Below are 21,612 nucleotides of genomic sequence, written 5' to 3' on the forward strand. Positions count from 1 at the left end.
TCATTATACCATATGTATCGTTCCTTTCTATTGGTTTAAGTAGTTTAACCTGCTCTCACTATATAGAATTATCACAACTCAGGATTTCCCCCTATTCTATTTAGAATTATTTTAAATAGAAAACCATATTAAAAGATCTTTTTAAGAAAGGGCACCCAAAAGATGAAGTTGATGCATACTGTCTTTCAGGCCTGGATAAAGCTGTTGGTAGATCCTAAACATTTCTACATACAACTTATGATTTTGCTGGTTTGGCTTAATGGTTTGTTTGCCATTCTTAGAGGAAGGATATTCCGTCTGTAACCCAACTGCTTTTATGGCCATATAGGCTGCACCAATAGCCGAGGCGTCTTCTGTTTGCAGGAGGACAATATCCTTTCCGGTAATATCAGCCAGGATTTCCATCCATATTCTGGAATGTACAAAGCCACCACTCACATTGATTTGCCTGATCTCTTCGGAGTATTTTTCTACGGCAAGAAGCACATCATTCAACGCATAACAAATCCCTTCCAGCACTGCGCGGGAAAAGTGTCCCTGACGGTGATGAAGCCTAAGGCCAAAAAAAGCGCCGCAGCTTTCTGAATCCCATGTCGGAGCTCGCTCACCCGTCAGATAAGGAAGAAAGATCAGTCCTGCGCTCCCTGCCGGAATGGTTTCAATTTTTTCAAAAAAAGACGTATAATCCTCAGGAGAGAGTTCTTCTCTACCTAAAGAATGTTTAAGAAACCATTGCAGCGCTATCCCCCCGTTATTTACCGGGCCGCCGCAAACATACTTCTGTTCATCCAGAAGATAACTGAAGGTCATCGCCTCTTCGTTAAAGATCGGGTCTTTACTGGAAATACGCACTGCGCCACTTGTTCCAATTGTCAATGCTGCAATTCCCGGGTCAGTGGCGTCGCTCCCGATATTAGCCAGACAGCCATCACTGGCGCCGATTACAAATGTTACCCCCCAATCATCTTTCCTGCTGTAACTTGTGCTAACCGGAACAGATAAACGCTCCGGAACAAGGTTTGCCATCGCTAAGGCTTCAGTACTCCAGGCCAATGATTTTATATCAAATAATCCAGTACAGGAAGCTATTGAATGGTCTATTTTGAACTCTTTAAATAGCCGGTACCAGATGTATTCCTTGATCGAGATAAATTTATAGGTCTGTTTAAATAACTCCGGATTGTTCTCCGCCTGCCAGATCACCTTACAAAGCGGAGACATTGCATGAATCGGTGTTCCGGTTGTCTTATAAATCTTCATTCCCTGATCGGATGCTTTTATTCTCGATGCAATCTCTGAACTACGGGAATCAGCCCATGTCATCATAGGAGCAAGAGGATTACCATTCTGATCCACATTAATAAGACTGTGCATTGCACTGCTTAATCCGATCACCACCGGGCTTGCTCCATTTCTAGCTACTATTTCACGGATACAAGCTGTAAAAGCTGTCCAGATTACCTCAGGATCCTGCTCGCTATAACCTGGGATTGGTGAATAAGATGGATAAAATTCCTGGAAGGAATCCACAGGTTCATAATTCATGTTCAGTACAACAGCTTTTGTACTTCCCGTACCGATGTCTATTCCCAGAATGTATTCCATGATCTAAATTTAGATGCAATTTATATTTTTAATATCAGAAACCCGTTCAAAAGCAACCTGCACATATCGATGAAATTTTGATTCATCAAAGTTAAGCCAGCAATCAGTATAAGCTTTTATTCTATTCCCTAGAATTAAAACAAGCTATAAAAATCCCTCAAAAAACACCTTAACATCAACAAAAAACCGTATTGTTAAAATAAATCGCTTTTGACGACAACCCGTTGCTATTTTTTCTATAGCTTTAAGCAAAATTTATCACAAATATAAAAGAATGAAAAAACTACTACTATCACTAACAATTGCTACAGCTGCACTAACTGCTTCTGCTCAGACAACCCCAATTACTTTCGGAGTAAAAGCCGGAGCAACATTTCCTACTGTGTCGATGTCGGAATCAGAAGGCTCAGACCTAAAATTAAACACCTCTTTCTATGTAGGAGGTACTGTAGATTTTGCAATTGGAGAAACCTTCTCTATTCAGCCAGGAATCACCTTTTTAGGTAAAGGTTTTAAAATGAATTCTACTGAAACCGAAGAAGGGGTTAATGTAAAGACTACAATTAAGTCAAATGTATGGCACATTGAAGTTCCTGTAAATTTTCTTGCTAACATTCCTGTTGGCGATGATAAATTCTTTATAGGAGCAGGACCCTATTATGGAATCGCAATTTCCGGAAAAAACAAAGCAGAAGGAAGTGCAACACAAGATGGACAAACTGTGAAAATATCTACGTCGGAAGATGTTGATTTTGGCAAAGATGGCTCTCACAAACGTGGTGAATTCGGAGTAAACTTTTTAGGCGGTTATCAGCTAAGCAATGGCTTTAACATCCATGCTGGTTATGGATTAGGTTTAAGCAATATCGCTAAGGACGCTGATGGCATTAAAGTAAAAAACAGAGTGCTGTCAGTAGGTGTTGGTTTTTCTTTTTAAAACCTAACGCCCAAGATGTTCTACCTAAAAAAATGAGCCCGATAAATTATCGGGCTCATTTTTTTATTCGAAAAGAATAAATTTATAAACTATGCGGTTAATCTCACTCTTACCTGCACCGGAATAATGGTTTCACCATTATCCAATGTTACTAAAAACATAAAAGCAATTTCACCATTTGCAACAACCAGTTTGCTATTAGCTTCTGAGGAGGCCTTGAAAGCCGCAAGGGTGGTCTGAAATACAGCAGTCTTTCCATTACCAGCAATCGGCGTTGTAATATACTTCGCATTAGCAACTCCCCCCGGCTGAATAGCTGTAGCGCCTCCCAATACCTTTGTAATCTCTTTTATCGATCTCGGAGAGTTATCAGGAATGGCTAACGTAAACTTAAGTGGAGCATTTAAGTCTGCAATAGACATGGAAATATAAGGGTTAAACCCATAAGTAGTTGTTCCAGGGAAAGTAACCGGTGTTTCAGGCAAATTGTCTTTATAAAATTGACCGTATTCTTTCTCACAGCCTGTCATTCCAATTGTCAGGAACAAGACCAGTATCATATATATCTTTTTCATATCATTAATTAGTTTACATCCCACCAAACTTTTACATTTGGCAAAATACCTGTTTTAAAATTAGGATTACGTTGTATCTCCTGACTGATGTACTGTAGCCTAACCGGACGGGTTCCATCTATACCAACTGCATTCTGATGTGGCAATAAATCAGGATAACCTGTTCTTCTCCAGTCTGTCCATTGCTCAAATCCATTTCCAATCAAGGAGATATATTTTTGATTGATAATCTGTTTTATTTTAGCTTCATTATTCCCTGTTAACGTTGCAATAGTCGGATTCGCCGTAAAGAAAGCAGCTATATTTGCATCAGACACTCCGGCAGATTTCATCGATTCCGTTATCCCTTCCGTATACAATGCCTGCGGATCACCAGCAGTCCCTAACCTCAACGCTGCTTCGGCAAGAATAAATGCGCGTTGCCAGTTGGAAACTAACCTTACCGGCCCTTCTCCATTTACTCCGGTTACATAATCACCAAGCTGAGAACGCGTTCCAAAAGCAGGAACCGTTCCTGCAAAACCGTTATCCACAGTTACGTAGTTTGCTCCCGGCTTAGTAATGAAGGCAGTTAACCTAGGGTCGTTTGTCTCCTGCAATCGTGTTAAAAATCTGGTACTAATCAATTGATCCGTTCTAAAAGCACTAATCCTTGTATACTCATAAACAGGACTTCTGCTACCAACAGCTGCACCAAACTTAACTTCCAGGTTTTCATTATTATTCTTGATATAACTATCAGAAGCCAGCACTTCATCTATAATCGCTTTTGCTTTTACGGGTTCAACCAAACTGATTTGAAGTGCCAATTTAAGCAAGAGTGTATTTCCAGCTTTTTTCCATTTTGTAAGATCTCCGCCATAAACCACATCGTCAGTTTTAGGTTTTAGCAACCCTTGCTTATCGAGATCCTTGATCCCCTCTTTTATCAGATCAAAGAGGCCCTGAACATTTGCGTTCCCCAAATAAATATCCTTTTGAGTATCTATTTTTGGTTGAGTGGCATCATTTCCTCTTAACGCGTCTGAATATGGAATATCTCCCCAGCAATCCGTTGTCATGCCAAAAGTATAAGCCATCATTATCTTTGAGATTCCTGAATAAATCGGCGACTGATATTTACCTTCATTTTCGATAATTTTTTTATAATTTATCAACGCAGCGTCGTATATTTCAAGACGCCATTGGTTTCCAAAATCATCACCATCCGTATTGTATCTATCCCATCTTAAAGGGCTATTGCCCGCACCTGCAGTGACATCAATCAGCACAGAACCGAATCTGTTCAATTCGTTAGAATTTGCGAATGCCGAACCCACAAGTGCTCCTGGCAAGACTACCGAAGGAGGAACATCCAGAGGATTGTTAGGCGTTTCATTAACATCAAGAAATTTCTTACAAGATGCTGTGCTCAGAACTAATGCTGCAATGGCACATAATGATAAAATTTTATTAACTCTTATATGTTTCATAATCGTTTTTACTAGAAAGTTACTTTAAGATTGAATCCATAATTTTTGGTTGCAGGGATACCATTAAAATCAACACCCTGCATATTACCTGCACCAGAACTATTAATCTCAGGATCCTGAGGGAAACCAGGGGCAAATAACCAAAGATTTCTAGCACTAAATCCTATACTAACTTGTCCAAAAGGTGTTTTTGTTAACATCTTGGCGGGTAAAGCATAAGCAAGAGCAACCTCTCTCAGCCTATATGCTGTTGCATCAAAAACCGCACCTTCAGAAGCCAAACCACCTAAACCAGACCAGTAAGTCTGAGCAGAAACCTGAATATTATTCGGTCTGTAAGTTCCATCTCCGTTTGCTATTACTCCAGGAAGAATTCTAGGCAATTCTCTGTCTACCGCAGTCATGGCAACTGAGCCTCCGGAACGCATATCGGTTTGACCAAATGAATAAATCTGACCTCCTTTATTGATATCAAATAAGGCAGATAATGTTAATCCTTTATAGGTAAACCTGTTATTGATTCCAAGAATATAGTCTTTCTGCGGATTCATAATTACACTATTTGGAATACCCGGTGCAAAAGCACCCGTTTCGCCGTTAACCAGCAGCTCTCCATTCGGAGTTCTTGCATTTGCAGTAGAAATAACCACTCCATGAGGATAACCAACTTTTATTGATGGATTGATACCAATAAACGCATTTCCCGTGATCGGTGCACTGTCTACTCCTTCGTCAATAGATAAAACTTTATTTCTGATTCTCGTAAAGTTCATGGTAACATCCCAGCTAAAATCAGCTGTTCTAACAGGGGTTGCATTTAATTGCAGCTCAATCCCCTTGTTTGTCATTTCGCCAATGTTAGTTGTTCTTGTGTCGTACCCTGAAGAATTAGATACCGCAACATTCAGAATCTGTTTTGTACTTCGGGTATCAAAATAGGTAAAGTCTAGGCTCACTCTATTTTTTAGTAAGCCCAAATTAAATCCTCCTTCGTATGAAGTGACAAACTCAGGGCCCAAATTAGGAGAGCCAATTCTAGTACTTACTCCAAATCCTGGGATACTATTCCCTCCAACGGAGATCGGAAATGTAATATTTGCCGTATTGTTTCCGTAAGCAGACTTAACATAAACGGAATTTAGTAAATATGGATCAGCATCCCGACCTACCCTGGCAATATTTCCTCTGATTTTAAGGTAAGAAAGCCAGTCTGATTTGATATCAAATACCTCTGTTGGAACAAAACTAACCGCTACTGAGGGGTAAAAATAAGTGTTTTTATTTGTTGGCAATGTAGAAGACATGTCTGCTCTTCCAGAAAGCTCCATAAACAAATAGGACTTGTAATCTAATGATAACTGACCATAATGCCCTACCAATCTACGTGTTTCCCTTGTAGCAGTTGAGCCTGTAAACACAGTACCATTACTCACATTATCAAAGCCGGGAATAACCAAACCTTCGGCAACAATTTCGCTAGCCCTTAATGTTCTTTGATTAATGTTTTGTCCTAACAACAATGTAGCATTTAGTCCCGGGGTAAATATGTCATTCTTTCTCATGTTGATTAATAAATCACCATTATACTCCCCTCTTAGTATCCCCGACTCACCTAGAAGACCTCCTGGATTTCTGGCAGCACCAATTCTATTGATCGCATTTTTATCATCCTGATAAACATCTCCTGTTATTCTATAGCCAATATTAAGCCAATCTGTAATATCATAACTGATCGAAGTGTTACCAAATACCCGATCAACCTTATTGTCTAAATATTCATTCTCCAAAGACCATCTGGGATGATTTTGCCCCGGCAGAAAATAGATACTGTTTCCAAGATCATCTTTATACCTAGAACCATTTAAATCAAAACTACGCGGTATCCTGGTGATTTGACCAAAAGCACTTCCACCGTTTCCGGTAATCGTATTTGAGGTAAAACTCTTCACGTAAGTGACCGTTCCACCCAATTTAATACCATTTTTTAGTTTGGTATTTCCACCAACCTGTACACTATGTCTTTGATACTTGGAACGGTCAATAATCCCGTTCTGTAAGGTACTCCCTAAATTCACGACAAAATTATTGTTCTGATCTCCACCAGCAATATTTAAGCTGTTCTGTAAGATTGATCCTTGCTTATAAAAGTCTTTTATGTTATTCGGATATGCTATATATGGCACTACGCCCGCGTAACTTGTTGTAACTTCAGATATCGTTCCAAACTTAGGTCCCCAGGAGTTGGTACTGGTTTCAACAAAATTATTCTGTGTTCCCTGTCCATATTCATTCTGAAAATCAGGAAGATAACTCACATTCTGCATATTATATGAAGAACTAAATGTCACTTCAGTTTTTCCCTTCATTCCCGACCCATCTTTGGTGGTAATCACAATTACACCTGCAGAAGCCCTGGATCCATACAAAACTGATGCAGCCGGGCCTTTTAAAACGTTAATAGAGGCAATACTCTCAGGATCTACATCAGAAAGACGACCTGAAGGCTGAGATCCAAATAATGTGTTCTGAGTATTATCTACTCCATTGTTAAAAATAATCCCATCTACAACAATAAGGGGCTGATTATTTCCATTAAAAGAAGTTACCCCTCTAATGTTAATATTGGTGGATGCACCTGGAGCACCTGATGAACTGGTAATATTTACACCAGTCACCTTTCCCTGTAAGGTATTCAAGAGATTGGGGTCCGACTTTTGTGCAACCTCGTCACCTTTAACAGTTTGAGTTGCATATCCAAGCGAGCTTCCCTGTCTTTTAATACCGAGAGCAGTCACTACGACTTCGGAAAGGACTTTTGAATCTGGTACTAAAACAATATCTGCAACTGTTGAACTGCCGATTGTTTTACTTTGTTTTACGAAACCAAGATAGCTAAATTCGAGCTCTGTTGCACCGGCAGGAACCTGAACAGAATACTTTCCGTTTGCCCCGGTTACCGTGCCGCTTTTAGTTCCTTTTACCTTCACACTTACCCCAGGAATTGGCAATTTATCTTCCTTTGAAGTAACTGTACCTGAAATTGTTCGCTCTTGAGCCATTGCCGTTATAGCAATAAACAACAAAACGAACAAACTTTGTAGAAGTTTTTTCATAATCTGAGTTGGTTGGTTAATTTATTTGCAATAATAATGTAAAATAAATAACACATACAAATTATTTGTCGAATAATCACAAAAAAAATAATTTTATGAAATCTTCTTATTACAAAACGCTATGAGTTATAATTAGAATTGCAAAGTTTACTATGGTTTTTCACAACACACAGATAAACAACAACATGACTAAGTCTCACAAAACAGGATAATTTTCCTTTATCGTAAAGCAGATTTTTGAAAATTGCTCCAAAAAGAAAAAGAGAAAAAAACAGCATAGACAAAAAATGACACCGCTTTTTTTTTATTTAAAACTTTCTTTTACCACAAAACCCGGCTTTTTATCTAAGCTATACCTGAAATTCAGGTTTACCGGCCCTTGTTTTTGACTAATCTTCAACCTCTCGGGCAAGTTCAAAGAACTTTGATTAAAATTTAAGGTATTATCCTCGTTAACTCTGATCTCGGTCATATAACAAAGCTGTTCATCTTCTAAAATATTGACCCGAACGTCCTGATCAGCAAATTCCCAGTTTCTCAATGAGGAATTCTGGATAATTGAATACATCAATCCTTTATTAAAATTAATGAGTTCAGCTATCTTTTCTGGTTCTTTGTTTCCGTCATTTAGCTTGCAAAGCGACACCTTAATTTCCTCTGGCAGAAAAACAACTTCTTTAGGCAGTTGACTTGCTAAATTGAGCATGATTGCTACCTGCGGCTCCGTAATTAAAGCCCGATTCATGGTCTCACTTATCACAATATCGATTTCAGAAGAAGAAACGTCCCATACTGTGGCATCGCATTGATGAATGTTTTTAACATAGGGATCCAAATCAAATAAATTAATTACTTCTTTTAATTTCGCGATGCTTTCTGGGTTAATCTCCAGGAAAGTAAATTGAACGTCTTCGGGTGCTAGCAGCATCATAACCGGTAGCGCAAGCGCTGCGAACGGCCCTGTCCCAGCATATAGTACATGAACAGGCTTTTTACTTTGATTTACCATTTTCAGCACAGAAGAATAAAGTCCCCTTGAAAATCGCTGTGTCCTTAAAACTTCTCTGATACACCTTGCCGCCCAAAAAGTGCCGATTGCATTGCCATGAGTCGTTTGAATATCTTCCCTCCCTGCGGTATTGTTGACATCGAAATACTCAAATAAAAGATCGGCATAGCCCATCACTGCCGGAGCGAGCTTATCATGAAAGTCTCCGTCTTTGAGTAGATCTCTGCTATATTGTAAAAGGCGCTTTTTTAACTCTTGTTTTTCCATCAATTTGTATATTTCGGTAAATGTAGCGCCTTAGTTCCGGGCCAAAATGGCCACTAATTCGGCTACCGAATTTAGTAAGATGTTACCATCGAGATTATCAAATATAGAAAAATCAATCAAGCCCAGGCTTCCTCCCTTCAAAATCACCCCTAGCATTTTTTTAACTCAAAAATGGGTACATGTGGGCTAGACAAGAATGAAGACCCTTGTTCACAAAATAAGAGCGTTTAAACAACTCAAATTCCACGGCAGCATTACCCTCATCTCAAGGTTAGAGATAAGCTTAGACACACGGATTGTGCGTGAAAATGTTGGAATTTATTCCCGTACCTTATGTGTTAAAATATTAATTGATTATACTAATTAGGGCACTTTAATCCGAAACAAGGGGGGGGGGGGGCAATTTCGTCCAGAATAACTGGCCAGATTATTTACGGAATAGCTGCCACATCCTCCGAATTTCCCACTAGTCCGAGTTCGACTATTTTATCCTACTTGAGCTGAAAATTATTACACTTTCTCTTAAATGAGTAATATCAGGACTATGCTTGGTTTTCCGTCTTTTTATTTCTCGGAGAATCCCTATTTCACGTAGATGCCATCCTGCTTTACATCCAATATCACCAATAATTAAATCTACAGGAATTTCCTTATTTGCGTATGCTGAGTTTGACACTACGAGCCAAATTTGAGCGTCTTTTTCTGCACGCTTTTTTAGTGAACACAGAATATTGAACATATCTTCAAAATACGCTTGTACCATTAATGGAATATCTCGATGCATTAAGGCATCTTTGTTACCATTAATATGGTTAATGGAATCATTATACAGGGTTCCAAAGTCTTTTAATTTGGGCAACATCCATTTTGCCTGCACATGAGAACGAACTGTTCGTAGTCTTAAATCATACAATTCCTGACCTGAATTTACAAATTTCCCTAAAAAAAGCTCTGGTCTATATATATCAGTATAATCAAATGTATTAAGATATGGTGGTGATGTTATGCAAAGCTTAAATTTGTCAAATTCCTGAGAATCATCCAAAACTCGTCTACAATCACCGTTAATTATATTTGGTTTTCTATCTATAATCTGAGCCTCAATATCTTCTTCTACTCTCTGAATATTTTCTTCGAAAGACATTAAAAAAGTCTCTTTATCAAAGTTTCGTTGTTCCCATGTTGGGCGATATCTTAAACACTTTCCGTCTTTTTTTGCATTGCAATTGGACATAGCAGACGACATCAAAGAAAGTTTAAATAGATTCTGAACACTTTGATTATTTAACGATTTAACAGCCTGCCATCCTCCTTCAAATGAAGACAATATACTGTCGTTAAACAGCCACTTCTTATTATCAATGGTTTTCGAAAATGTTGAAAATCCAATTAAATTAGAATTAAAACCATTTTCAATTCCCTTCAAGACCTTGGATTTAGCTATATTGAGTTCTAAAGCGGTAGCATTTTCATTTTTTACACTAGAAAGAAACGCCGTAAATGGATTAACTTCAATTCCTAGGGAATTATAACCATTTGTACTGGCAGTCAAACTCGTTGTGCCACTACCATTAAAAGGATCGATGATCAAATCATCAGGTCCAATATTGGCTAATTCGATTGCTTTCTCTACCAAATAAGGTGAAAACCCCTCTTTATAGTAGTACCATCTATGTCTAGGCAAAGAGACGGTATTTTCAGCATTAGAGTACCCAGAATCTTTTAAATTAAAATCTTGATTTATGGGCATTAATTTAGGTATTTAGGTTCCATAAAAAATCTAAAGGGACTAGCAAAATCTGTCCTATTCCTATGAAATTCCGGTTCGTATTGGATCTCACTATTCACATATTTCATAGCATTATTTTGATTAAGTTGAACTGTATTTGTATTACACAACGCTCTTCGGGCATCAAATATAACCAAGTATCCTTTAGAAACATAAGTAGGAGCCTGTTTTAGATTCTCATCTAAATAATTTGCCAATTGTGACGCACCTGATAATGCTCTGGCGTCAGTATAGATTTGGGTAAATTGCTTTTCTCGCCTATGTAATGATTTTCCAAGCCATTTTATTTCTATTAAGGCTAACCTATTTACTAAAGACCAAGTTATTTTAATATCTACTGGATGAGAGCGGTCAACAACCTGTTCTGGGCGAGCTTCAGTATTTCGTAGACTAATTTTTAAATATTGTGTTAAAGAATCTCTAAGACGGTGCTCTGGTGCCCTCTTGAAAAACAATTGATTTTCATCAAACCAAACATTTTTTAATATTTCACAATCTGAATGTCTAGCAATCTTTGATTTATAGTAGTCCAAAGCTTCGTCAAGCTTTTTGAATGTTTGTATAGCAAAATGACTATCTGCCCCAGGAATGGGAATTAGTTTTTTTGAATCAGTCTTACCGTATATTCTTTCTGTTTCATTATGTTTTTCAAATGTATATATTAAAGCGTTTTCTCTTACAACATCCAAATTAAGCTCATACTCAAGGGCTACATCAATATTACCATTCTCTTTTATCTCTAAAACGATTTTCTCTCCGTTAAGAGGCGTGAGATTTTCTAGGGCATAAATCGTAGTTGGATTTGCTCCCAATGCTGATAAGTAATAAGCTTTATCTAATGCCAAATAGATAGTAACCGACTGAAAACCATTATAATTTAAATATTTATAAATATTCGCAATTGAATCTGTTAAAAAAATCAGGCTGTCTTCGGAATCATAATCATCCAAAATCATTGTGGCAAATTGATTTTTTGCAATCTTTTTGAAATAATCAACCTGTATCTGATCAGTTATCATAACGCAATAAGTGATTTGAATTTAATGATTCTATCCAAACGATAGCGGGTCCAATTAAGCTTTTGTATTGCCCTTCGAGAGCTGTTTTTAATGAAGCAAATTGAATATGAAGTGCTTCTGTTGCAGGGTTTGAGCTTTCGAGTAAGCTTTTACTGATATGTGAATTTCGAGCAGAAAATACTACAGGCTCTTTTGTTAGGGCTTCTTTGATGACTCCATATGGCAACACAGACAGGCTTTTACATGCAGTTTCAAGATATGAGCATCTCCAACTTAATTGTGTTTGTGTCTTAAAAAAATTTAAATTCCTAATCCCTTTTTCCGTTATCTGATAAAAATCCTGATCCGTTTCTACTATGGATCCATTGGAAATCAATAGATCCAACGAGGACTGTATATCCGAACTATATGGGCTCCCTAAATTACTCTTAATAAAAGCACAATTCCATTCACTCACTGTACGGCCATCATACAGTGAAAGCAGACAGCTTAAATATGCAAAAAATTGGATTTCAGATAGAGAAAAATCGCCTATTCTTGACTGAAGTTTACTACCTATTAGGAGGGTATCTAATATTGACTCTGGCTTGCCCATCTATTCTCCAAGTTTAGTTTCAATGTTAGAATACGCCTCTTCAATACGTTCACTTTCTTGTTGTTGAACATCTGACAACAGCGTCCAATTTGTCATTCTTTCGAGAGACATTCTCTCGATTTTGCAAATAGATGCTAACTCAATCAATAGCTGAGAGCTATTAATATTAGCTGTCATTATGATTTTGTGATTTGACTTAGCAAAATCAGCTAACATTTTTCCAGCACGACTCTCATAAGCAATATCAAGAGACCCCTCAGGAGTGTCAACTAAAAAGGTTGCAGATTCTGTACTAAGCTCTATTAACGCCATACGCAAGGCTATATCAATAAAATAGCGTTGACTTTCTGACAATTGGAACGCATCCTTTCTTCTGGAATTCTGAATATTAAGAGATAAGTTAGCTCCTCTTGTCGATGTAGATAGTTCAATACTAATGTCTAATCCTAAGAAGCTTTTTGCATAATCATTAAAAATAGGAATAAAATCAGACTCAGCACTTATATATCCTTGGTTTAGTACTTTTTCAAGCTTTTGAAGTTCATCCCGAACAAGACTTCGCTTGGTGGAACTTTCGTCTTTTTGGGCAGAGTACCTAGAAATCTGATCCTCGTATCCCTTAATTAAATTGGAGTAATCATTTTCTTGCTTGAATTTATGTATTCTTCTTAATACCTCTTCATTCGCTTTTTCTATGTCATATATTTTGTCGCTCAAAACCTTATTTTCGGACATAAGATGATCGTGTTCTTGAATTAAGCGATCTTTCCTTGACTGAAAATTTGCGATTTGATGGGATATATCAGACAATTTTAAATCTAAACTAGTTAATTGTTTAAAATACTCCTCCTCCTGTTTTTCCTCCTCATCCTTTTTTTGTCCTTCAATCAATGAAACTAAAGCCTGGATAAGATCATCAAATTCCTTTGATGAATATATTCTAAGCTTTAAGTCATTTAATATTTTGATAACCTCGCTATTTCTTTCTAAAGGTATATCCTCCTTTAAAGATTTATTAAAAATACTTTCATACTCGCTTCTCAAAGCAGACGCTTTTAATGAAAAATCAGAAATATTGAGATCACATTCCTTTATCTCAATGATTTTTTTATCAATTTCTAGATTGATTTCCTCCGTTTTTTCTATAAAAAATTTATGCTCCTCGTAAATCTGGATGTTCTCAGTATCATCTGTTTTGGAAGCATTAACTGATTTCATAATGCCATTCAATTCATTTCGTGTCTTCGTAATCTGCCATTGAAGATTTCGAAAATCAGAATCATGCTTATTGAATTCTTTTCTATATTTATCTGCTAGCTTAGCCTTGTCAGCATCAACTCCAAAAACCAAATAGAGCACGCGTTCCATTACGCTTTCATCCCAAAAAAGAAGTTGATGACTTTCATCAAATGTAAACACGAACGATTGCAAAAAAACAAATTGATCGAAATGCGCAAGTTTTACATCCTTAGTAAAACAAGTCTTATACAATTCATTCAAATCTGAAGTAGTCATTTCGTTTGAAACAATAAGATCTTCAGTAGGAGTACTCCTTTTAAATAATCTTAACTCATCAGGTTCGAAGAATCCACGGGTAATTGTATATTTAATATCTCCAATTGTAAATTCGATTGTCACCTCCGCTAATTCATAGTCATCCTCAGAAACTCTCCCATCAAAATATGTTGATGCAAAACCTTTACTTTGATTATAAAATTTCGTTATTTCATTGTACCATGTAAAGCGTCTTTCCGGATTTTTTACAATACCTGTTAATCCAAAATTTATTATGGTAATAAATGTAGACTTACCTAGACCATTCGCCCCAGCAAGGCAAAAAACGTCTTTAGTTAAGTCAATATCCAAAAAGTCAGTTCTTTTATATAGGCTAAAATGGCTTATTTGAACCTTTTCAATAGTAGGAAAAATAAATTTTTTCAAGATTTAGCGTTTCATTTTGCGAAAAATACATATAATCATCTGATTTCGCAATCTTATAGAAGCAATTTATCTTGATAGCGATTTCGAATCCACAATCATTTCGAAATATCATCGCAAAAACTCTCATGGATAATCAAACCTACGCATAACTATCTTAAATTTTCTCGCCCCTTGAGGCAAAAAAAGCCAACAGTTATATATAGCGATTGGCAAAGATCGTGGTCTCGACGGAAGAAAGAACGCTGTTTTTTATAGCTTAAATCGAATCATGGCGGCTCAAATCAGATCATTTTGAATCAAATAAGTTTCCCTTTTATTTACCCTTTCAGGACGAGTAATCATCAAGATCAACCGAAAGGCTTAGATAAATTCGAAGCTCTTATTGAGGTTAGCTGAGCTTTCGACGAATCGCCTTCAAAGTATGCGACTTATCTAAGGATGGCACTTCAAAAAGTTCAATCTCTCCTTTGTCTACCAATATGTTTACTAAAGCAGAACTTGGCCCAAATGAAAAACCTTTCCGTTCAGTCAAAACATTCTGAATGAAATGTTTAAGCCCAACAAATCCAGAAGCATTAGTTTCGGCCCAAATTTGAGTCTCATCGAGCGCTTTCAAAAACTCTTCTTCCGTAATTATATAAATCGAGGAATCAAAAGACGAAAAGAATGATTCCCTTATTGCAATTTTATCAGACGCCGTTAAATCGACTTTATTTTGATCGACATCCTTGATAGCAGAATCTATAATACTCTTCAAATCCGTGGTTAATGATTTCGCCTCATCAAAATCTTGCATCACAAATAAATTATTATGCGCAACTTTATGCCTGATCTTTTCAAGTTGCTGCCATTTTGATTGAAAGTCTTTTTCCTTAAATGCCTTTAGAAAGTACTTACTGTAATTTGGTTTCAGTTTTTCACGAAACTCTTTCAATTGTTCTATTGTGCTTACCATCTCGAGCTGTTCTACAATGTCCTTCTTCTCATTGTACCCTGATGACTGTGAATAAATAAGCTTTCCCAAATCACCAAAGTCAATTAAATAGGCTTGATTGTCGATATGCTTTGAAAATACCCTTTCATTATCCTTTCGCTCTCTTGTCTTTTGCTTCATTTTATCATCAGATGTATGGTTCCACCAATTTGTTCCCAACTGTGTGATAAAAAATTGAATTAAATATTTTCTTAAGAGATTCTCTATTGTATTAATCTGAGGGTAAATTCCTTTTGATATAGTTTCAGACACATCGTCAGTTAATACATACACAGTTTCAAACTTTGCATTTCTCAAGTGCTCAACTATGTCAATTCTAATCCTTTCCATAATATCAAAACCAGTCGCAACCGAAATCTTGAATCCAGCCTTAAAATCAAGCGTTTTTTTATCGTCAAGAATATGAGCATGAAGCTTTATATTTAAATCTTTATCCTCTATATGCTTTTCAGAGTATTCGGCTCTCTTCCAAATTTTTTCATTAGACAATAAATTATATTTTATGCTCCTTTCTGTGGTGATGTTAGTAGAACCGTTCGGATCGATACATATAATCTCAAACTTATAGGTACCAGAAGTTTCAAGTTTCATATAATGGCGTTAATTTCTGGGAAAATAGCACTTTAAGAAGAGCAATCAAAATTTTTAAGCTTTATATGCACTCATTGAAGGTCATTCTTCCTCATTTTTTATGGTGAGCCGAAATCTTCAACTTCTTACAAGTATGCACATAGCTTGAATAAGGGGTCATTATCTTTTGAGAGGGCAAAGAATACCACACTTCTGACCTTGGCTCTGAACTAAATAGCTTTCATCGTTCTCGGACAAGAAAAAGTGGTTAAAATTATGATTAAGCTTAACCCGATCTACCTTTTAAATTTCCACCTTTTTAACTGTTCAGTTGTTCGGCTCGGATTACTATTTCATTGCTATGTACCTCAAATGGCATTTACCTTCAATGGACTGAAACTAGACTTGAGCTCTTTCTCATTTCTCAGTTAAGCATTGCTCATCTATTCTCCTTGGGATTTATCATTATTCTGGGACTAGTAAATAAATCAAAGTCATTTACTTACATATTCATATACTATTATTTATCATTTCCCCTCGGCGGGTAAATGACGTAACTTTGAGATCTCGAATCGAACACTGGATGTATACAAAACCAAGAAATTCCTACAGCATCAAAGAAATCTGTCAGAAAAATATTTTAAAATAATTTTTATCTATACAGGAATTTATTTTCTTGAGCTCTGAAGAACTCATTTTGATGAAGCAAAAAGATCAATCTCAAAGCTCATTAAATCATTTGAAGACCGATCATCTTCAAATTTACTCGCCCCATTTCTAGCCCTTTGAAGCAAAAAAGCCAGCAGTTATGTATAACTACTGGCAAAGTAAGTGGTCCCGACGAGAATCGAACTCATATCTAAAGTTTAGGAAACTTCTATTCTATCCGTTGAACTACGGGACCAATAAACCTATCTAATTACGCTACCATTACCATGGTTTTGTATAGGAGCCACAAAAGTAAGTTTTCCTTCTGAATTTTCAGACATTAATATCATTCCTTGTGATAAAATTCCTTTAATTTCTCTTGGAGCAAGGTTCACAACTACGCTTACCTGCTGTCCAACAACCTCTTCCGGCTTAAAATACTCCGCAATGCCAGACACAACAGTCCGTTGATCTATTCCTGTATCCAGGGTTAATTTTAATAGTTTCTTCGTTTTTTCTACCTTCTCAGCGGCAATAATCGTCGCAACCCGAATATCAATGGCACTAAATTGTTCAAATTGAATGTTTTCTTTAGCTGCAGCAACCACGGCGTTATTTATGGTATTGTCTGCTTTGCTTTGATTCAGTTTATCAATTTGTGCCTGAACCTCTTCATCTTCAATTTTTTCGAATAATAATTGAGGCTCATTCAACTGATGACCGCGGTGAAGCAAATCAGATTTTCCTGCATCAGCCCACTGATGACCGCCATAATTTAACATCTTCATCAATTTATCTGCAGTGAAGGGTAAAAATGGTTCAATCAGGATCTCTATATTCGCTGCAATCTGTAAACTTATATTTAAGATCGTACGAACCCTGTCTTCATCCGTTTTAATTACTTTCCATGGTTCGGTTTCTGCCAGGTATTTATTTCCCAGACGCGCAACATTCATCACCTCCGATAAAGCTTCTCTAAAGCGGTAACTTTCTATTGAGGCGCTAATCTTTGCCGGGAACGCTGCAAGCTCGTCAAGAACCTCCTGATCAACGGGAGTAACGTCCATCCGCATCGGCACCTTACCACCAAAATATTTATGTGTTAAAACAGTTACCCTATTAATGAAATTGCCTAAAATCGCAACCAGCTCATTGTTATTTCTGGCCTGAAAATCTTTCCAGGTAAAATCATTATCCTTCGTTTCCGGAGCTGTGGCAGTTAAGACATAACGTAGTACATCTTGTTTGTCTTTAAACTCCAGCAGATATTCATTTAACCAAACTGCCCAGTTTTTAGATGTAGAGATTTTCTGACCTTCCAGGTTAAGGAATTCATTGGCCGGAACATTATCCGCCAAAGTATAACCTCCATGGGCCATTAACATTGCAGGAAAAATCACACAATGGAAAACAATATTATCTTTACCAATAAAGTGCACCAGCTTGGTTTCTTCATCTTTCCAATAATCCTCCCAATTTCCTTTTGTTAGGCCGGTTTTGTTGATGTAATACTCTTCAGCCTTAGGGTTCCATACATCCAGACGGGCATATTCAAACAATTCTTTTGTAGCAGAGATATAACCAATAGGTGCATCAAACCACACATAAAGAACTTTACCTTCAGCATCCTTAACCGGAACTTTCACACCCCAATCCAGGTCCCTGGTCATGGCACGTGGTTGTAACCCCGCATTTAACCAGGACTGACATTGCCCGTATACATTCGGACGCCATTCTTTATGACTTTCAATATATTCTCTTAGCTGACCTTCATATTTATCAAGAGGCAAAAACCAGTTTTTAGTTTCTTTTCTTACCGGCTGCTCTCCTGAAAGCGTAGATTTAGGATTGATCAGATCTGTAGCATTTAAGGTGCTTCCACAGTTCTCACATTGATCACCATAAGCATTTTCATTCCCACATTTTGGACAGGTTCCGGTGATGTACCGATCAGCCAGAAATGTTTGTGCCTTTTCATCATAATATTGTTCAGTCACCTCTTCCGTAAACACTCCTTTATCATACAGGTTCTCAAAAAAATCAGAAGCCGTTTGATGGTGCATTAAAGATGAAGTACGATGATAGATGTCAAAGGAAACACCAAATTCTTTAAAAGAATCTCCAATGATTTTATGATATTTATCAACGATGACCTGAGGGGTTACTCCTTCTTTCTTAGCTTTAAGGGTAATGGGTACACCATTCTCATCAGATCCACAAATAAATTTCACATCTCTCTTATTCGAACGCAGGTACCTTACATAAGTATCTGCAGGCAGATAAACACCGGCTAAGTGTCCAATATGCACTGGTCCATTGGTATAAGGCAAAGCGGCCGTAACCGTATATCTCTTTATTTTACTATTATCCAAAACTATTTTTATTATTTTGTCAAATATAAGTGTTTTACCCATGATTAAGCAGCCGCCATATTTAAAAAAAGGAGACAAAATTGCAATCGTATCTCCCGCAAAGAAATTACCAGGAGATATCAATAGCGCCATTACTGTTTTGGAACAATGGGGGCTGGAGGTCGTTCTCGGCGAAAGTGTCTATGCCGGACACTATCAATTTGCAGGAAGCGATGCGCAACGGACAAAAGACCTCCAAACCTTTTTAGATGATCCTGATATAAGCGCCATTATTGCCTCAAGAGGTGGATACGGAACCATCAGAATTATTGACGAGCTTGATTTTACCCGCTTTAAAGAACATCCAAAATGGCTGATCGGTTTCAGCGATATCACCATATTACTTTCTCACCTTTTGGCTGCACTGAATACACAAAGTATTCATGGACAAATGCCTAAAACTTTCGATGAAGCTTCTCCGGAATCGCTCGAATCTTTAAGAAAAGCATTATTCGGAGAAGAAGTTTCCTACGAATATGAAAGTGATTTTAAAAATAGGGAGGGCGATGCTACCGGGGTGATTATAGGAGGAAATCTAACCTTATTGGTAAACACAGAAGGTTCAGCCTCTGCCGTAGATTATACAGATAAAATTCTGTTCCTGGAAGACGTCGGTGAGCAGGAGTATGCAATAGACCGTATGATGAGAATGTTAAAACGCAGTGGAAAATTATCAAAATTAAAGGGACTAATTATAGGTGCTTTTAACGCGATTAAACCTGAAGACGTTTTCTTTGGATCAAGCCCGGAGCAAATCATTATGGAGGTTACAAAAGAATACGATTATCCGGTTTGTTTCGGCTTTCCTGTTGGCCATATAGACGATAACAGGGCCTTGATTATCGGAGCCGCAGCACAGCTAACCGTTGGTAGGAAAAAGGTATCATTAAAGTATTTATAATGTCTCCTTATATTTATCCAATCCTCTAAAGTCTAATCTCAATACATTTTTGCCTGCTCTTTCGTTTAAAATGTCAGGGTTTGGCGCTTTCAATTGTAAGCCCGAGATTTTCCCTATTTTCGAAACACTTTCCAGGGTATCAATTAGCCTCACCAGCTGAACATAATTTCCATAGAAATATAATGATTGAGTCATTCCAACAGCGGCACTATCTTTTTCGATTGGGGGTTTAGTTGCGGTATAATCTATACTAACATTTCGTTTAGCAGCAATTTCAGAAACCTTCATCCATAAGTGATCGTTCCAATCATCCCCTACCTGATATCCATTTAGTAACTGATCCAGAGCAACCTGCTTACGCTGAACATATACCGGGTTAAAAGAAAGATCATTTCCCTGATCTGATTTTGCACTAAGCTTATTATGCAGCGTAACTGCTTCAAAAGTTTTACTAAATGCCAAAAACCAGCTTAACAAAAGACCTAACCCAAATAATGGGAGTAACATTTTCTTTCTGTTGGTATAACTGAACTTAGCTAACATATCAATAACTTAAAAACATAGTAAATACCTGAACCTGTTTTTGATCATCGGCAGTATATTTTTCCAGCTTTACTTCTTTCACCCATGATTTATCTTTTAAGGTATAAATCCAATTGTTAACGGCATAAATACTTTCGGTTTGTCCCTTAATCCTGATCACTCCATTCTTAGGCTCAGGTTCATCTAAAATTCCTGTCGTTGTGCTGGATAAGGTGTTTATCTGCAATTCATTCAACTTAATTTCTTTAGGTACTGTTTGTCCGATCTGATCGCAGATATAGGCATAACGAAAGCCCTTGTTCCAGCCTAATTTTAGCAATTTAGTCTCTTTCATCTTGACATCTTCCTCCAGCTTCTGACGGTTCTCAAAGACATAAGATTTTGCTCCGGTCGCATTGATCAAGTCCTGATTGGCGGAGTTATAATGGCTAAACAGCAAAAAATTACCCATTAGCAATACAAAGAAAAACACCAGCATTAACATCCCAATCTGTTTAAATTTAAGTCGTGCTAAAAACTCAGAAAGGTTATTCTTAATTTCATTAGCTTCAACTTCAATAAGATTCAACCGTTCATGGAGAGCAAGCTGAAAAGCAACTGCATATGCTAATAAGAATTGTTCAGGCATGATTTCTATATCAACTTTTATTGGGAATTCAGCTTTTGTATCAGCAGAGAATGAATATTCCTTCCAGTTTTTGTTTTCATCAAAAATCAGCTGATGCCCATCAAATCCAAGTATCTCACCGTATACATTAATTTGCGGACAGATCTGATCCGCTACAAATGGCCCTAAGCTAAAAATTACCACATCAAGACCTATTCCTTTAAACGAAGTAATAATCCGCTCCGCTATTTCCTTTCTTATCACCGCGACATAAGAAAAAGCTCCACTTGGAAAATGTTGTATATAAAATTCCGACAGTTTCATATGGGGAAATAGGTGCTGTAAACTTTGTTCAGTAATTATTTCTAAACCGGCTGTCTTTTTTATTAAGACTCCTTTTCCAGTAACTGTAATGGCTAATGGCCCCTCTAGATCACTTTTTTCTAAAGCCTCAGGCATCATTCCTGAATATTCTTTCTTAGCCTCAATATGAATTTGTTTCTTAGAAATGGAGAGACTTACCAGCCTGACAGAACAACTTCCATCCTGCTTAAGACGAATCTCTGCTCCGCTACAATTGTTTAAGCCACTATTCCAGTTCAGAAAAGAATTCATA

15 protein-coding genes and 1 tRNA gene are annotated in these 21,612 nt (G+C 37.2%); 2 read left to right on the forward strand and 14 right to left on the reverse strand.

Annotated features, from left to right (window positions below):
* Nucleotides 1-141: 141 nt before the first annotated feature.
* Nucleotides 142-1,605 carry a gluconokinase gene (locus BFS30_RS04675; protein ID WP_069378205.1) on the reverse strand — a complete coding sequence of 488 codons (1,464 nt, stop codon included), beginning with the start codon at nt 1,603-1,605 and terminating at the stop codon, nt 142-144.
* A 274-nt stretch (nt 1,606-1,879) separates the two neighbouring features.
* Between BFS30_RS04675 and BFS30_RS04680 the strand changes: the two genes are divergently transcribed.
* Nucleotides 1,880-2,542 (forward strand): porin family protein, encoded by a 663-nt coding sequence (locus tag BFS30_RS04680; protein WP_069378206.1) that lies wholly within the window; start codon nt 1,880-1,882, stop codon nt 2,540-2,542.
* Between the two features lie 89 nt (nt 2,543-2,631).
* Here BFS30_RS04680 and BFS30_RS04685 read toward each other — a convergent pair whose 3' ends face one another.
* The 11 genes from BFS30_RS04685 to metG all read right to left on the reverse strand — a co-directional run bounded on the left by BFS30_RS04685 (nt 2,632) and on the right by metG (nt 18,948).
* Nucleotides 2,632-3,117, reverse strand: coding sequence for a hypothetical protein (locus BFS30_RS04685; protein ID WP_069378207.1), 486 nt, complete (start codon nt 3,115-3,117; stop codon nt 2,632-2,634).
* Between the two features lie 8 nt (nt 3,118-3,125).
* On the reverse strand, nt 3,126-4,589 hold the full coding sequence (locus BFS30_RS04690) for a SusD/RagB family nutrient-binding outer membrane lipoprotein (protein ID WP_083251962.1): 1,464 nt from the start codon (nt 4,587-4,589) through the stop codon (nt 3,126-3,128).
* Between the two features lie 11 nt (nt 4,590-4,600).
* Entirely contained in the window at nt 4,601-7,702 is a 3,102-nt protein-coding gene (locus tag BFS30_RS04695; protein WP_157262875.1) for a SusC/RagA family TonB-linked outer membrane protein, read from the reverse strand.
* Nucleotides 7,703-8,006: 304 nt separating this feature from the next.
* A complete protein-coding gene (locus BFS30_RS04700) occupies nt 8,007-8,978 on the reverse strand; it encodes a hypothetical protein (protein WP_069378209.1) in 972 nt (323 codons plus the stop codon).
* Between the two features lie 481 nt (nt 8,979-9,459).
* Nucleotides 9,460-10,728, reverse strand: coding sequence for a DNA methyltransferase (locus BFS30_RS04705; RefSeq protein WP_069378210.1), 1,269 nt, complete (start codon nt 10,726-10,728; stop codon nt 9,460-9,462).
* Nucleotides 10,728-11,786 carry a hypothetical protein gene (locus tag BFS30_RS04710; RefSeq protein ID WP_069378211.1) on the reverse strand — a complete coding sequence of 353 codons (1,059 nt, stop codon included), beginning with the start codon at nt 11,784-11,786 and terminating at the stop codon, nt 10,728-10,730. Before BFS30_RS04710 ends, BFS30_RS04705 begins: the two co-directional genes overlap by 1 nt.
* On the reverse strand, nt 11,776-12,381 hold the full coding sequence (locus BFS30_RS04715) for a hypothetical protein (RefSeq protein ID WP_069378212.1): 606 nt from the start codon (nt 12,379-12,381) through the stop codon (nt 11,776-11,778). The genes BFS30_RS04710 and BFS30_RS04715 overlap by 11 nt, the downstream gene beginning before the upstream one ends.
* A complete protein-coding gene (locus tag BFS30_RS04720; protein ID WP_069378213.1) occupies nt 12,382-14,322 on the reverse strand; it encodes an AAA family ATPase in 1,941 nt (646 codons plus the stop codon).
* 388 nt (nt 14,323-14,710) lie between these two features.
* The gene (locus BFS30_RS04725; protein ID WP_069378214.1) at nt 14,711-15,907 is read right to left on the reverse strand and encodes a HEPN domain-containing protein; all 1,197 of its coding nucleotides are present in this window, start codon (nt 15,905-15,907) and stop codon (nt 14,711-14,713) included.
* Nucleotides 15,908-16,718: 811 nt separating this feature from the next.
* Nucleotides 16,719-16,790: transfer RNA gene (locus tag BFS30_RS04730), tRNA-Arg, on the reverse strand.
* 7 nt (nt 16,791-16,797) lie between these two features.
* On the reverse strand, nt 16,798-18,948 hold the full coding sequence (metG, locus tag BFS30_RS04735; protein WP_069378215.1) for a methionine--tRNA ligase: 2,151 nt from the start codon (nt 18,946-18,948) through the stop codon (nt 16,798-16,800).
* Between metG and BFS30_RS04740 the strand changes: the two genes are divergently transcribed.
* On the forward strand, nt 18,947-19,846 hold the full coding sequence (locus BFS30_RS04740; RefSeq protein ID WP_069378216.1) for a S66 peptidase family protein: 900 nt from the start codon (nt 18,947-18,949) through the stop codon (nt 19,844-19,846). The genes metG and BFS30_RS04740 overlap by 2 nt on opposite strands.
* Here BFS30_RS04740 and BFS30_RS04745 read toward each other — a convergent pair.
* Both BFS30_RS04745 and BFS30_RS04750 read right to left on the reverse strand, forming a co-directional pair.
* The gene (locus tag BFS30_RS04745) at nt 19,841-20,389 is read right to left on the reverse strand and encodes a hypothetical protein (RefSeq protein ID WP_069378217.1); all 549 of its coding nucleotides are present in this window, start codon (nt 20,387-20,389) and stop codon (nt 19,841-19,843) included. The genes BFS30_RS04740 and BFS30_RS04745 overlap by 6 nt on opposite strands.
* 1 nt (nt 20,390) lies before the next feature.
* On the reverse strand, nt 20,391-21,611 hold the full coding sequence (locus BFS30_RS04750) for a PilN domain-containing protein (protein WP_069378218.1): 1,221 nt from the start codon (nt 21,609-21,611) through the stop codon (nt 20,391-20,393).
* Nucleotide 21,612: the final 1 nt, after the last annotated feature.

This window comes from Pedobacter steynii, assembly GCF_001721645.1.
In the GTDB taxonomy this organism is placed as follows: Bacteria; Bacteroidota; Bacteroidia; order Sphingobacteriales; family Sphingobacteriaceae; genus Pedobacter; species Pedobacter steynii_A.